This window comes from Bacillus sp. FSL R5-0439, assembly GCF_038008805.1.
Lineage (GTDB): Bacteria > Bacillota > Bacilli > Bacillales > Bacillaceae > Bacillus > Bacillus safensis.
Window position 1 is genome coordinate 857606 of the sequence record NZ_JBBOZW010000001.1, and the last position, 13050, is coordinate 870655.

At 41.3% G+C, this 13050-nt stretch carries 16 protein-coding genes and 1 pseudogene; 8 read left to right on the forward strand and 9 right to left on the reverse strand.

Annotated features, from left to right (window positions below; all coding sequences use genetic code 11):
• Nucleotides 1–22: 22 nt before the first annotated feature.
• Complete coding sequence (locus NST59_RS04185; protein WP_039177258.1) at nt 23–1279, reverse strand: transcriptional regulator; 1257 nt, start codon at nt 1277–1279, stop codon at nt 23–25.
• Nucleotides 1280–1554: 275 nt separating this feature from the next.
• Here NST59_RS04185 and NST59_RS04190 point away from each other — a divergent pair, with 275 nt between their 5' ends.
• Nucleotides 1555–2142: a nitroreductase family protein gene (locus NST59_RS04190; protein ID WP_186315143.1), complete on the forward strand. Its 588-nt coding sequence runs from the start codon at nt 1555–1557 to the stop codon at nt 2140–2142.
• A 38-nt stretch (nt 2143–2180) separates the two neighbouring features.
• Here NST59_RS04190 and NST59_RS04195 read toward each other — a convergent pair.
• The 3 genes and pseudogenes from NST59_RS04195 to NST59_RS04205 all read right to left on the reverse strand — a co-directional run.
• A pseudogene (locus NST59_RS04195) lies at nt 2181–2318 on the reverse strand (YfhD family protein); the annotation flags it as partial.
• A 79-nt stretch (nt 2319–2397) separates the two neighbouring features.
• Entirely contained in the window at nt 2398–2508 is a 111-nt protein-coding gene (locus tag NST59_RS04200; protein ID WP_017358836.1) for a YfhE family protein, read from the reverse strand.
• Between the two features lie 52 nt (nt 2509–2560).
• Nucleotides 2561–3457 (reverse strand): TIGR01777 family oxidoreductase, encoded by an 897-nt coding sequence (locus tag NST59_RS04205; protein WP_144490829.1) that lies wholly within the window; start codon nt 3455–3457, stop codon nt 2561–2563.
• Nucleotides 3458–3551: 94 nt separating this feature from the next.
• On the opposite strand from NST59_RS04205, the gene recX reads away from it, so the two are divergent.
• Together recX and NST59_RS04215 are read left to right on the forward strand one after the other, a co-directional pair.
• A complete protein-coding gene (recX, locus tag NST59_RS04210; RefSeq protein WP_024425808.1) occupies nt 3552–4343 on the forward strand; it encodes a recombination regulator RecX in 792 nt (263 codons plus the stop codon).
• A gap of 3 nt (nt 4344–4346) precedes the next feature.
• Complete coding sequence (locus tag NST59_RS04215; protein ID WP_039177269.1) at nt 4347–4661, forward strand: YfhH family protein; 315 nt, start codon at nt 4347–4349, stop codon at nt 4659–4661.
• Nucleotides 4662–4684: 23 nt separating this feature from the next.
• Here NST59_RS04215 and NST59_RS04220 read toward each other — a convergent pair whose 3' ends face one another.
• Together NST59_RS04220 and NST59_RS04225 are read right to left on the reverse strand one after the other, a co-directional pair.
• Entirely contained in the window at nt 4685–4858 is a 174-nt protein-coding gene (locus NST59_RS04220; protein WP_008360604.1) for a YpzG family protein, read from the reverse strand.
• A gap of 25 nt (nt 4859–4883) precedes the next feature.
• Complete coding sequence (locus NST59_RS04225; protein WP_003217849.1) at nt 4884–5033, reverse strand: small, acid-soluble spore protein K; 150 nt, start codon at nt 5031–5033, stop codon at nt 4884–4886.
• 116 nt (nt 5034–5149) lie between these two features.
• Here NST59_RS04225 and NST59_RS04230 point away from each other — a divergent pair, with 116 nt between their 5' ends.
• The 3 genes from NST59_RS04230 to NST59_RS04240 all read left to right on the forward strand — a co-directional run bounded on the left by NST59_RS04230 (nt 5150) and on the right by NST59_RS04240 (nt 9386).
• Nucleotides 5150–5422 (forward strand): YfhJ family protein, encoded by a 273-nt coding sequence (locus NST59_RS04230; protein ID WP_024425219.1) that lies wholly within the window; start codon nt 5150–5152, stop codon nt 5420–5422.
• 298 nt (nt 5423–5720) lie between these two features.
• Complete coding sequence (locus NST59_RS04235; protein ID WP_024425218.1) at nt 5721–6704, forward strand: glycosyltransferase family 2 protein; 984 nt, start codon at nt 5721–5723, stop codon at nt 6702–6704.
• A gap of 87 nt (nt 6705–6791) precedes the next feature.
• On the forward strand, nt 6792–9386 hold the full coding sequence (locus tag NST59_RS04240) for a YfhO family protein (RefSeq protein WP_126681335.1): 2595 nt from the start codon (nt 6792–6794) through the stop codon (nt 9384–9386).
• A gap of 59 nt (nt 9387–9445) precedes the next feature.
• On the opposite strand, the gene NST59_RS04245 is transcribed toward NST59_RS04240, so the two are convergent.
• The 3 genes from NST59_RS04245 to NST59_RS04255 all read right to left on the reverse strand — a co-directional run bounded on the left by NST59_RS04245 (nt 9446) and on the right by NST59_RS04255 (nt 11360).
• Nucleotides 9446–9868 (reverse strand): regulatory YrvL family protein, encoded by a 423-nt coding sequence (locus NST59_RS04245; protein WP_144490831.1) that lies wholly within the window; start codon nt 9866–9868, stop codon nt 9446–9448.
• Between the two features lie 69 nt (nt 9869–9937).
• A complete protein-coding gene (locus tag NST59_RS04250; protein ID WP_058837442.1) occupies nt 9938–11101 on the reverse strand; it encodes an oxalate decarboxylase family bicupin in 1164 nt (387 codons plus the stop codon).
• Nucleotides 11102–11195: 94 nt separating this feature from the next.
• On the reverse strand, nt 11196–11360 hold the full coding sequence (locus NST59_RS04255) for a YvrJ family protein (RefSeq protein ID WP_144490832.1): 165 nt from the start codon (nt 11358–11360) through the stop codon (nt 11196–11198).
• A 166-nt stretch (nt 11361–11526) separates the two neighbouring features.
• Between NST59_RS04255 and NST59_RS04260 the strand changes: the two genes are divergently transcribed.
• Together NST59_RS04260 and rsoA are read left to right on the forward strand one after the other, a co-directional pair.
• Nucleotides 11527–12129, forward strand: coding sequence for a sigma-70 family RNA polymerase sigma factor (locus tag NST59_RS04260; protein ID WP_144490833.1), 603 nt, complete (start codon nt 11527–11529; stop codon nt 12127–12129).
• Complete coding sequence (rsoA, locus tag NST59_RS04265; RefSeq protein WP_186315144.1) at nt 12077–12298, forward strand: sigma-O factor regulator RsoA; 222 nt, start codon at nt 12077–12079, stop codon at nt 12296–12298. Before NST59_RS04260 ends, rsoA begins: the two co-directional genes overlap by 53 nt.
• Nucleotides 12299–13050 lie beyond the last annotated feature (752 nt).

Below are 13050 nucleotides of genomic sequence, written 5' to 3' on the forward strand. Positions count from 1 at the left end.
ATGACCTTCGATCGGCAGAAGGTCATGCTTTTTTGTAATAGGGAAGATATACTGTTAAATGATCTAGCAGCTTCTTTGTGTAGAACTTATAGGCCTGATCATCAAGCTCAGCACCTGCATAGGTAAGCAAGGTTCTAAGCGCAAACAAATATTCACTGTGCAGCTCATTGTGTTCAAAGTAAGGAAGGGCTGCTTCGATCAAATAGGTTTTCAAATCAAGAGGATTTTCCTCAATCATCAATTTATAGATTTTGATCATATATAAACAGTTTGGCTGAATACGAGGCTGTTTTAACAGCTCATGTATGTAGGGAAGTGCCTTTTTGCGGTCATATTCAGCATATAGTGTCGCAATTTCATATAGCGTTTCACAGTAGCGATCTTCTATCTGTTCTTGATTAAAGTAATTGAGTGAATCTAGTAAATAAGGCACAGCTGAAGAGAAATCACCTTCACGTTTTAAAAGCACCCCGTAATAAAAATATGCGGACATTTTAATATAGGCATCAGGGTAAAGGGAAGTGTGCAAAATCACTTCCTTTATATATTTCTTCGCAGTTTGATAGGCTTTTAGTTCAAGTGAGATCACGCCGTGAATAAGTGTACAGTGAATAATCCGCTTGAAATTGTTCTTTTGTCTATATAAATCCATCGCTTGATGTGTCGCTTCAAGCGCGTCACCGAGCTGTCCCATGTTTCCGAGTGCTTTTGCATAGTGATAATACAAATCACTTTGTTCAACTGAGGCGTAGGAAAAGCAGCTTTCAAGCTTTTTCAGCCCATCCTCAAGCTGACCAATTTTAATTTGATGAATACCGTCTAGATATTCAAAAATTTCTTTTTCCGTTTCAATAAACGTTTTTTCGAATTTTTTGAGCACGCGGTGTGTTTTTAAGGCAAGCGGCTGTTTTTCCGTTAATAAATAAAATTGAAATAAAGACAAATGATACTGAATGCCTAAATCCAGTGAAAAGAACTGCTCCTCGTGCTGAATGATCATTTCTGCATTTTGTTCAGCCTGATCGAGAGCATAGAAGTACATATTCATTTGAAACTCATCCAAAAGTGATAGCAGATGACGTGCCTTTTGTGACAGCTTTTCTTGGCTGATACCAAGCCGTTCAAGCAGCAGATTGATCGTATCTTGATTGGCCTCCTTTGAGCCATTTTCAATTTTACTTAAATGAGAGACAGAACAAATTCCTTCTGCCAATTCAGATTGGGTCATATTTTGTTTATAACGATAGAGTTTAATGATTTGTCCAATATTAATTTTCATTCCATCCAGAAGCCTCCCTTCCAATCATGGTTGAAAGCCTTTTGACAAAAAAACTGAATCAGACAAAATGGGAATACTTGAAAATCATTTCATCATCTTGGCTTTTTTCTCAAAATTTGTTTAAAACGTAATATGATTGTAACATTACTTGAAAAAGTCAAACAACTATTTAGCAGACGGGGAGGAGAGATACTTGATTTGCAACTGCACGCGATGATGTTTATAATGTGAATGAGAATCAATTTCAATTAAGGTTGATTGAGAGGATGACATATATGCCAGAAACGAAACAACAAACAGACGCGTTAACGGTTCGAGACGCTGTCAGATATAGACGATCGATTCGCAAATTCAAAGACACACCGGTGACGATTGAACAGCTTCAGCCGCTATTAGAGGATGCAGTCTATGCGCCGAACCATAAAATCACGGAGCCGTGGCGCTTTTTATATGCGGTGACGGATGAAGCCAAAGCCACATTTGTAGAGCGCTTCATTGCTTTCTTTCAGCGCAACAACCCAGATGCAAAAGAAGAAAAGATCAATCAATACAGAGATTACTTTTCTAAGGTTCCAGCGCTTTTACTTGTCGTACTAAAAGAAGACGAGAACCCTGTGGTGAGAAATGATGATTTTGCCGCCGTGAGCGCGCTTATTCAAAATCTCCAGCTGCTTGCATGGGATCAAGGAATCGGTATGGTATGGAAGAGCGGACGTATTTTATACGATAAAGGCTTTCAACAAGACATGGAATTAAAGGAAAACGAACGGTTCGCTGCGATCCTTCATATAGGTTATCCAGAAGAGGTGCCAGAGGAAAAATCACGCCAGAAAGCATCAAGTCTTCTTACTGAAATCAAATAAAAGAAAAGCAGACCGCTGAATAAGGTCTGCTTTTTTACTTATTGTTTTTTGGCGCGCTGATCGGCTGCTTTCATACGTGCCATTGCTTTTAAGTCATTCGGATCTGCAAGTTCTTTGGAAAATTCAACATATTCGCCATCCGTCTCTTGTGCTGCGAGCTCGTGGTTGGATTTTTTGTGTTGGTCTTTTTTCGAAGCCTTTCCCTCCTTTACAAGATCACTTTAGTTATGTGCTTGTTGGAGGGGAATATCCGTCTTATTTGTTTCTTTTTTCTGCTGCTCTTTCCGCTTTTTTGAATTCCTGCTGATACAGGACTTCCTGAGTTTTCTTCAGCTTCGAAGTTGGCTGGTGTTCTTTTTTCTTCATCAAAATCGCCCCCTCATATCATTTCTAATAGGATGGGTGTTTTTGACAACATTTATTCCTCAGAATGCAAAATCGCTTCTTTTAGTTCAGGGTGCAAAAAGTCATAAGAAGAGAGCAGTGCTTTTTTTGGCAGAGCACGCTGGCCTTCTAAAACAAGCAATGACATTTCACCGAGTGCCGTTTTGATCACAAACGATGGCACCTTCAGCCAATGGGGACGGTGAAGGGCAGAAGCAATGGTTTGTCCAAGCTGTTTCATTTGAACAGGATTCGGTGATGTCACATTGAGCGGGCCTGACAGGTCGTCATTATGAATCGCATAGGCAATGAGATGTGCCACATCCTCAACATGCACCCATGAAACCCATTGCGAGCCAGCGCCAATTGTCCCGCCGGCAAACATCTTGTAAGGAAGTGTCATCAGCGGCAGTGTACCTTTTTCTCCTAACACGACGCCAAAGCGTGTGTAGACCGTACGAATGCCGAGGGCTTTAATCTTTTGCCCCTCAGCCTCCCAAAGTTTTGATGTATGACTTAAGAAATCAGTATCCGCAGGAGGTGACTCCTCCGTAAAATCTCCTGTTTGAGATGTGCCATAAATCCCGACAGCACTTGCTTGAATCAGCACAGTTGGTTTCGATTCCTGCGCTTCTATTATGCGTCTTACCTCTTGTGTTGATTTGAGACGGCTGGAGAGGATGCCTTCTTTTGCCTTGTCTGTCCAGCGTGTGAAAATGGATTTTCCAGCAAGGTTAATCCATACATCGATGGCAGGCAATTCATGCTCAGGCGCAGCACCTTCGGTAAGCCACTGCACATAATGTAAATGATTTTGTTCGGATTCCTTTGGATTTCTTGTTAAAATATATAGATGATGTCCCTCAGCAGCGAGCACTTTTGTAACATGCTGGCCGATAAAACCGGTTCCTCCGGTAATGGCGATATTCAATTGACATCTCTCCTCTCATATACATACCTATATCTTTCACGATTTTGAATCAGAAGAAACATCCTGACTGTTTTGGAAAAGGAGTGATCACAGGATGCCCTATATTACAAAAATTTCTGCTCAGAAAAACAATACAGAGCGGGTCAACATCTTTCTTGATGAAAAGTACGCCTTTAGCGTTGATTTAGATGTGCTCGTCCAGCACGATTTGAAAAAAGGCAAAGAGCTGGACGAAGCAGATATCATTGAGATTCAATTCGGTGATTCGGTGAAAAAAGGATTTCAGCAGGCCGTTGATTATTTATCCTACCGTATGAGATCAGTGAAAGAAGTCACCGATTATTTAACGAAAAAAGAAATCCCGGCACCTGCTATTAGTGAAATTATACACAAATTAAAGCATTATAAGTATGTAAATGATCTTGAATTTGCAGAAGCCTATGTCAGCACCCATCGCAAAACGAACAGCAAAGGACCGTCCGTCCTAAAAAAAGAATTGAAGCTCAAGGGGATAGACGATGACACGATTGAGCAGGCGCTATCGCAATACCCTGATGACTTACAGCTCGAGGAAGCTGTTAAGCAGGTTCTCAAGCTTGTCAAAAAAGAAAAAAATCGTTCTGCAAAAGAGATCGAGCAGCGCATCAAGCTGCAGCTGCAGCGAAAGGGTTTTTCGTTTGAGATCATTGATAAAGCCCTTCAAGAAGCCTATGATGGACAAGAAGAGGAAAAGGAAGAAGAAGCCCTCCTTTATATGCTGGAGAAGGCAAAACGCAAGGTAGGGTATGACGGATCATTTGAAAAGAAGATGAAAGTGAAGCAATTTTTATTCAGAAAAGGCTTTGATCTTGATACAATTGATCACGTTTTAGACAAAGGGGAATGACAGATGGAAAAACGCTATAGTGAAATGACAGAATATGAATTGAAGCAGGAGATTGCCGCCCTTTCTGAAAAAGCACGAAAGGCTGAGCAGCTTGGCATTGTAAATGAATACGCAGTTTTAGAACGAAAAATCGATATGGCAAAAGCCTATTTATTAGATCCAGCCTCGTTTCAAACGAAAACGACTTATCAAATCAAAGACACAGAAGAAGAGTTTTATGTGGAATATTTAAATGGCGTGTTTGCGTGGGGATACAGAGTATCGGCTCCAAATAAGGAAGATGCCCTGCCGATTTCAATGCTGACGCAAAAGGACTGATCCAAAGAGATCAGTCCTTTTCTTTACTTCGAACGTTGTTTACGGACGTTGTTCTGAAGTACGATGTCGTGCTGCGTTTGCTGCGTTTCTCCGTTGACCTGAGAGGCAGAATGCTTTGCATTTGCCCATGGTTGAGGGTAAGCGGTTGTCCTTAATTGAACAAAGTCTGCCATATACGATTTCCCATTTGAACTCATATCTCAAGCACTCCCTTTGGAAAAATTAGCGTTTCCCTGATGCCCTCATACGTTCCTGTGGACGTGTATTCGTTTCACCATTCGGCCGTTTAGACGCATAAGCATCTGTAGCGCCTGGTTCGCCTTCAAACTTGTGATTTACCTGATTTGGAAAGCCTTTTGCTTTATTACGCATATCGATTCCCTCCAAACAATACAAATCATTTGCGTCTTTTGAAGACGTAAGGGTAGTATATGAAAAAAGAAGTTTTTTTAAAAAGGCACTTTCTGCTAGATGAAGGAGGAACAGGCATGGAACAATACTTTGAGCGATTAACAGAACAACTTATGGAAAAAAACAATATGCTGACATATGACGAAGCACGTACATGGGTAGAGCTGCTTTGGAGTGATTTTGAAACGACTTATGCAAAGGCTGGCCGCAAGTATAAAGGACAGGAAACAACAGAACGAATTGTCCAAGAGTGGATCGAGAGCTACGGCGCACAGCTGCATCTATTTCAAAATAAACAATCAAAGGCAAACGAGCATCTGCAACAAAACAATCGAGGGCTGCTTCATTAAAAGGTTGCCCTTTCACTTCATTCATCTTTTTCAATAAATAGGAAAATATACAAATGAACAAATAACTTTATGAAACAATACCCAGTCTGTGATCGAAATTACAGGCTTTTTACAATGATTAAACTTAAAATTACATTAAATTCATCCTGCTGAAAATCACTGGAAATAAAACTCTGATATAATGAAACGATTAAAGAGACATGTAATTTATGGATAATAAAAAAGGGTTTCGTTTTCTGACAAAAAAGGAATAATGAACATATCAGACTATGTGAAAAAAGTGAAGAGAAGGTGCGATATGGAACGGGAATTGCTCTCTGTGATAATTCCTTCTTACAATGAAGGTGAAAACATCAGACGAATCTTTGAGGCACTCGAGGAAGAGTTTCGCGATTTTCATTATGACTTTGAAATCATCTTTGTGAATGATGGAAGCAAAGACAATACGCTTCAATACATGAGAGAGCTCTCTCGCAAAAGTGCAAAGGTCAAATATATATCCTTTTCGCGTAACTTTGGAAAGGAAGCCGCTATTTTGGCAGGTCTTGAACATGCAAAAGGAGCAGCTGCGATTATTATGGACGCCGATCTGCAGCACCCGACGTATTTAATTCAGGACTTTGTCAGAGGGTATGAAGAAGGCTACCATCAAGTCATTGCCAAACGGAATCGTAAAGGTGACAGCAAGCTGCGCTCTTACCTGTCATCCATGTACTATAAGGTGATGAACAAGGTAGTAGAAGTGGACTTGCGTGATGGCGTCGGGGATTTCCGTTTAATTTCACGCCAAGCCATCGATGCACTGCTTCAGCTGAAAGAGGGAAATCGTTTTTCAAAAGGGCTTTTTTGCTGGATTGGGTTTGAAGAAAAGGTCATCTATTATGAAAATGTAGAAAGACAGCATGGTGATACAAAATGGTCACTGAAAAAATTATTTAACTATGGCATAGATGGCGTCATTTCTTTTAACAACCGCCCGCTGCGAATTTGTTTTTATACTGGCATACTGATCTTATTTCTCTCATTGATTTACATCGTGGCCACCTTTATTCAAATCGTCAGAACGGGCATTATGGTGCCGGGTTATTTTACTTTAATATCGGCTGTGCTGTTCCTCGGAGGTGTCCAGCTTTTGAGTCTAGGCGTGATTGGAGAATATATTGGCCGTATCTATTATGAAACGAAAAAGAGGCCGCATTATTTAATCCAGGAATCAAATGTGATGGAACAAGAGACAAGCTCAAAGGAACAAGACCGAGTGTTAACGCAGTTATTTAAATAACGTGGAGTCAAATAACCGGCAAGCACGAATCGCTTGCTGGGTTGTTTTGTTTCAAAGAACAGTGGATCTTTTGTGGAAAGGATTTAGATGATGAAACGTAGATGGATAATCATAGGAATGTGCCTCATTCTCGCTTTATTAGGACACTCCTTTTTCTTATATGAATATACGCAAGGCCGGTATATGACAGGAGATGGAGACGGGATCTCACAAATGCTCCCATTTAAAAAGCTGCTTTACGATGAATACGTCAAAGGGAACTTCTTTTATTCCTATCAATTCGGTCTAGGCGGCGGTACATATACGCAATTAGGTTATTATTTCACAACGTCGACTGTTTTTATGGTCACAGTTGCTGTCGTCTGGCTGATGAATGCACTTCATCTTATCCAGTCAACGGACATCCATTTCTGGGCAAATGCCGTCATTTGGCTGAGTGTGATCAAGCTGACACTTATTCTGTTCATCGCTTACCGTGTGCTTCTTTCAATGGTTCAGCATAGGCTGAGCGCATTAACAGGAGCCGCAATTTACGGATTGTCTATTGTGTATTTTCGGCATCAAACGTTTTGGGAGTTTTTCACCGACAGTATGATGTGGCTCCCGCTGCTTGTACTTGGGGTTGAACGGATTTTCAAAACGGGTAAGCCGGCTTGGTTTATTGCGAGTTGCAGCCTGATGCTCATCAACAATTTTTACTTTGCTTATATTCATTTTATCTTTTTAGCGATCTATCTTGTCTTCAGATATATCATCAAGCTGCGAAGTGAGGAGAACGGGTGGAAGGTATTCTGGACGCTGGCGGTCTCTACGCTGTTATCCTTTGGTATCAGTGCTGCCTTTTTTGTCCCGTCTGTCTATGGATTTCTTAATAATATAAGACCGCCATATGATCAATCTATACCTTGGTTTGATCTGCATGATCATCTGCTGTTTACAAGCAGGGTGTATTTATTACCTGTGATTTTTCTCATTTGTATGTTCCTCGTTCCGCTTTACCGGAACAGGTGGTTTTTTATGTTTACATCGATCAGCGTTCTGCTTATTGTTTTTCACTACAGTCCAAAGATGGCGAGCGTGTTTAATGGTTTTTCAGCACCGCAGTACAGATTTGAATACATTCTTGCCTTTACAGTTGGAGCGGTCGTAGCCATCACCATCAAGCATTTCTCGCAAATCGAGTGGAAGTGGAAAAAGCGTGCGGTCTTAGGCGCTTGGATCGTGTTTCTTCTCGCAGTCATCTTATCAGAACGAGCAAAGGGAAATATGGATGTTGTTGTATTTACAGCCATAGGACTGCTTGTGATCAGCGTGTTTTTCCTTGTGATTCATGCGGAAAAACGCCAGCACCTTCGTCTCTTTTCAGCTGTGCTCATCGTTGTCAGCTTACTGACAGCAGGCGTGTATCAGCAGGGCTACTTATCTGAAAGAAGCAATATTAAGAGCGTATCAGATACGTATCTGAATAGTGAGGCATATGCTGGACATGAGCAAATGAAGCTCATTCAGCAGATTCAAAGCCGCTCTTCAAAAGATCCGCTTGCCCGGATTGATTGGATGAATGGCGTGCGCAACAATACCCCGTTATTTGAAGGCTTTCAAGGCATGAGTGCGTATTCAAGTATATTGAATCAGCAGTTGCTCAATTTCTACTGGAATGACCTGCAAATCGATATGGGACGTGAAAGTGTCAGCCGTTATGCAACAATGGGGGACAGGGTGAATTTATACAGCCTGACCTACGGAAAGTATTATATGAGAGACAATACGATGCCTTACTCACCACCAGCTTATTTTAAGCCAATATTGGAAAGCGAGCATTATAAAGTGTATGAAAATACACGGCCGCTGCCATTTGCAAGAACAACAAGCGCCGTTTATTCAGAAGAATCCTTAAAAAATGCCTCAGCGCTTGATAGAGAGCATGCAATGCTGCAAGGTGTGATTTTAGACAAAAAAGGAAACGCTGAAATTGAGCGCACGCCAAATCGAGTCAAGGATACAAATATTCATACCGAACAAGCTATATACGAACATGGTGTGCTTGATGTATACGGAGAAACAGGCGGCCTGAATATCACGCTGCCAGATGATATGGCCCGCGCTGGAGATGTGTATGTGAGCTTTTATGTGAAGCGGACAGACCGAAACGAAGGATTTCAGTTATCCGTTGACAACTACGTCACCTCACGAAAAAGCAATACATCCATCTACAAAACAGGCGTCAATGAAGTGACGATTCGAGTCCCTGCGGAAAAAATCCTTTCCATTCGAGTACCAAAAGGGACGTATGAACTCGATCAACTGAAGCTGTACCAAGAGCCTTACCGCATTCTAGAAAAAGCATATGAAAAAGAAAAACAGGATAATGGCAGCCAGCAAGTAAAGCTCGAAAACAACCGCTTTACGATTTCATATGATAACAAACGCGGCGATGATTATATGATCTTGCCAGTACCATATGAAAAAGGCTGGGAGCTCACGGTAAACGGAAAGCATACCGATATTGAACAAGCCAATTACGCCTTTATCGGTTTTCCAATAGAAAAAGGCAAAAATGAGATTGTGCTAACCTACTATCCGCCTTATATCAGAATTCTCGCGTTGATTTCACTCGTCAGTTTGATCGGTGCGATCCTATATGCACGAAGAAAACACAAGAAACACCACTTTTCATCATAAGTGGTGTTTTTTTATCTTCCAAGGGCTGATCGAGCATGCTATCCATCATATGAAGCAAATCATTGAGCTTTTTTCTCAAACGAAAACGTCGCATAATCAAACAAAAAATGAAACAACCAAAGGCTCAGGGCAAAGAGGATTTCCTCAGAAGTAGACAGCAAAATGCCGCCCACCAATTCATCTGATAAATAGACAGCACCCCAAATAAACAAAAGATGAATGGATATGGCATAAAAAACGATGGAGCGTTTTTTGGAACGGCACTTTCTAACAACCCTCATGAGCATATGCTCCACATGCTCAAAGGATATCCCAAGTACCACATAGATGCCCATAAATAAAAGCATCGATAAAATCGATTGATAAAAAGCACCCGTTAAATGAAAGAACAGTACACAAAACAACAAAAATATGTAACAGACAGCCGACGCCGCCATGAACCATTTCAGCCCTTGCCATAAAGCGTGAACAGATTGCTGCATAGTTGAACAAACACTCCCTTACATGAAGATACCTGCAAAAAGGACAGCCTTTTTGCAGGAAGTCATACGTTAATCCTCTTTTTTAGGTGCAGCGATCACAGGATGTTTTTCAGCATCAAGCAGTTTTAAGAAATCTTCGCCTTGATCTAAATGATCAAGAACAAGCTGTTTCGGTGTGACCGCAAGCCACTGATTAAGTGAGATATCTGCATAATGATCGCTCTTAAAGATTTCTAAGAAATAAAGCGGTTCGTCGCCTGTATTTTCTACATAATGCCCCATCGCAAATGGGACATATCCAACGTCTCCCGCCTGATAGTTGAAGGTTCTCGCATGTCCATCAGAAGCGAATACCGTCATTCGTGCTTTTCCAGAAATGAAATATTGCCATTCATCCGTATTTGGATGCCAATGCAGCTCGCGAATGGCACCTGGATCAACTTTCACAAGAGCGGATGCAATCGTTTTAGACGCTTTGAAATTGGTAGAGTCCGCAATCCACACTTGTCCGCCACTTGACGTAATCGGCTCCTGTTTTAACAGCTCATATTTAAAGGAATTCGGGACTTCTCCTTGCTCTGTTTTCACCTTGTCACATTCAAGGGAACCAGGAATTCCTTTTTGGAAAATATATTTTTCTTTCTCTGGCAGCTTGTCAAACTGCTCTTTTGTCATACCGAAGTTCTTAAGCACGACTTCCTCTGGCGTATGGGCAAGCCAATCGGTTACTTGGAACGTACTATTTTCTGAGAATGACCCATCATCAAACACAAGCAAGAATTCAGCTCCCGGTTCAAGTGCTTGGATAGAGTGCGGCAGGCCAGAAGGGAAGTACCACAAATCACCCTCAGTCACATCCTCTGTAAAATTGCGCCCCTCTGCATCAACCGATGTAATCCGAGCTTCCCCATAAATCATGTACGCCCATTCCGCTTCCTTATGCCAGTGCAGTTCACGAATGGCACCAGGCTTTAATCGCATATTGACAGATGCAAGACTTTTAGAGATCGGCAGTTCGCGGACTGTTACCTCACGAGCGTAGCCGCCTTTTTCTAAACGATTGTGTGTATCAGAAAAAGAATATTTCAGGTTGGAGACCGTTCCATGATCGGTTTCTGGCGGCGTGAGCATATCTGGATTTTGTCTGTCCCGCTCGAGATTACGTGGAATTTTGACCGTTGCTCCTTTTTCTCCTCGAATCGGCTGTGGTATTCCATTTTGCTTTTCACTCATGATAAAATCCCCTTTCAACATCGTATTGTGTGAGGTGACAAAAGGCCTTTCATTTCGCCCTCGTTTTCATAAGGTGAAACGAATCAAGCAGATGTCAATCTGATTCATCATTTTTTTGAGCAGCGACTAATCGTTGGATGAGCTTGCTTAATTCATCAAACTTTCGTTCAAAGCGTGTCAGCAAGTAAACCGTCAAAATGGCAGGGAAGCCAGACTGACCGAGCTGCTTCAGCCATTCCTCTGAAAAAAAGGTCTCCATTTGTCTCACCTCCCAGCGGATACTCGTCTTCTATATAAGTGGTATGAAAGAAGAAATAGGAAATCAAAGGGGGAGAAAATGAACCATTAGACCCGTCTCACGAAGTTTACTTTTTTTAACTTTTGTCCACTTAATGCTAGTAGAGGGAACAAAGGGGAGGATGCACATGGATTATCGGCTGTTATTGAAAGCAAAATGGAAGGAAATCATTGATCACCCACTCATTCAGCAGTTTTTAAGCAACCCGAAAAACGAGCAGCTGCTCCGGCAAGTTATGGAAGAGCCAAACGAGGAAAATGCCAAAAAACTAGATTCCGAGTTCAAACAGTTCTATCAGAAAATCCGCATCATCAAGTATATCTCCACAATGATACGCATCTTTTCAGTCGACTTTGACAAACGAGTCAAAAAGAAGCAGCAGCGTTTTCCACTCATACTCGATCATCCTGATACACAAGAAGTGAAAGACCCTGTTCAAACAGATACGTATGAAGCCGTGCTCTTCAACCAGCAAGACTTAGGGGAGCATCTGCAAGACCAAACATTGTACAAGGCCTACCAGCTGCTGACAGACAAACAAAAAATGGTCTTAACCCAAATCTATGTCGAAGGCCAAACGATGAAAGAAATAGCCGATCAGTTAGGCGAAACAAGACAAAACATCTCAAAGATTCACAAAAAAGCGCTCAACAAACTAAAAGAAAAAACAGGGGGAGATGTCCGTGCCCGAAGACAAAATGACCAATGGAGAAATGGAAGAACTCATTGAAACCTTCACACCCATGATCAAAAAGAAACTACAAAACACGGCATATCAAGAAAGAGAAGACCTCGAACAAGAACTCTATATCAAACTCATCGAAAAAATAGACCGGCTGATTTACCAAGAAGGACCTGGATTTTGGGAGTTTATTGTGGAATATATGACGAAGATGTAAGAGGAACTGATGGTGCGAATGTCAGGTGAACATAAAATCATCGGGACATTCGCACCTTTTCATTCGACAAAATTGAGAAAAAATGTATATTTTATGAAGGAGAAAACAAAATTCTATATTGAAATTTGAGGATTTTGCCTATCATTTCCTAAAAAATGTTACAATTAGGGCAGAAATCGCAGTCGCACTCTACATGAGTGCGTGGATTGAAATTAGTTTTTTATGATAAGACCTATCTAGACTTCTCGTCGCACTCTACATGAGTGCGTGGATTGAAATTGTCCCCTCCACTTCAAAGACCCCAAAGAAATTGTCGCACTCTACATGAGTGCGTGGATTGAAATACACATGCGATATTTTGGTTCTTTATGCAGAAACCGTCGCACTCTACATGAGTGCGTGGATTGAAATAGTTTGATGCAAGACGATTTAAGGAGACAGACGCTGTCGCACTCTACATGAGTGCGTGGATTGAAATCGCAAAGTCATCATAATACCGTTTTTACGAGAAAGTCGCACTCTACATGAATGCGTGGATTGAAATTTGAAGTTTAATTGCTTGCCATAGTCTAACGGTGTCTCACTCTATATGAGTGCGCGAATTGAAATACTTTGGTGATTTGAACCGCTATTACTCACGTATGTCGCACTCTACATGAGTGTATGGATTGAGGTAGCTTGAAAGAAATGTTGACAGTTGCGCTTGATTTAGGAGTGAAAAACATGACTCTGGCTCAGTAGTCATGTTTTTA

Coding starts and splice junctions, on each gene's coding strand:
- NST59_RS04185 (WP_039177258.1), bottom strand. CDS start 1,279: ATGAAAATTAATATTGGACAAATCATTAAACTCTATCGTTATAAACAA.
- NST59_RS04190 (WP_186315143.1), top strand. CDS start 1,555: ATGCCAGAAACGAAACAACAAACAGACGCGTTAACGGTTCGAGACGCT.
- NST59_RS04200 (WP_017358836.1), bottom strand. CDS start 2,508: ATGAAGAAAAAAGAACACCAGCCAACTTCGAAGCTGAAGAAAACTCAG.
- recX (WP_024425808.1), top strand. CDS start 3,552: ATGCCCTATATTACAAAAATTTCTGCTCAGAAAAACAATACAGAGCGG.
- NST59_RS04215 (WP_039177269.1), top strand. CDS start 4,347: ATGGAAAAACGCTATAGTGAAATGACAGAATATGAATTGAAGCAGGAG.
- NST59_RS04220 (WP_008360604.1), bottom strand. CDS start 4,858: ATGAGTTCAAATGGGAAATCGTATATGGCAGACTTTGTTCAATTAAGG.
- NST59_RS04225 (WP_003217849.1), bottom strand. CDS start 5,033: ATGCGTAATAAAGCAAAAGGCTTTCCAAATCAGGTAAATCACAAGTTT.
- NST59_RS04230 (WP_024425219.1), top strand. CDS start 5,150: ATGGAACAATACTTTGAGCGATTAACAGAACAACTTATGGAAAAAAAC.
- NST59_RS04235 (WP_024425218.1), top strand. CDS start 5,721: ATGGAACGGGAATTGCTCTCTGTGATAATTCCTTCTTACAATGAAGGT.
- NST59_RS04240 (WP_126681335.1), top strand. CDS start 6,792: ATGATGAAACGTAGATGGATAATCATAGGAATGTGCCTCATTCTCGCT.
- NST59_RS04245 (WP_144490831.1), bottom strand. CDS start 9,868: ATGCAGCAATCTGTTCACGCTTTATGGCAAGGGCTGAAATGGTTCATG.
- NST59_RS04250 (WP_058837442.1), bottom strand. CDS start 11,101: ATGAGTGAAAAGCAAAATGGAATACCACAGCCGATTCGAGGAGAAAAA.
- NST59_RS04255 (WP_144490832.1), bottom strand. CDS start 11,360: ATGGAGACCTTTTTTTCAGAGGAATGGCTGAAGCAGCTCGGTCAGTCT.
- NST59_RS04260 (WP_144490833.1), top strand. CDS start 11,527: ATGGATTATCGGCTGTTATTGAAAGCAAAATGGAAGGAAATCATTGAT.
- rsoA (WP_186315144.1), top strand. CDS start 12,077: ATGTCCGTGCCCGAAGACAAAATGACCAATGGAGAAATGGAAGAACTC.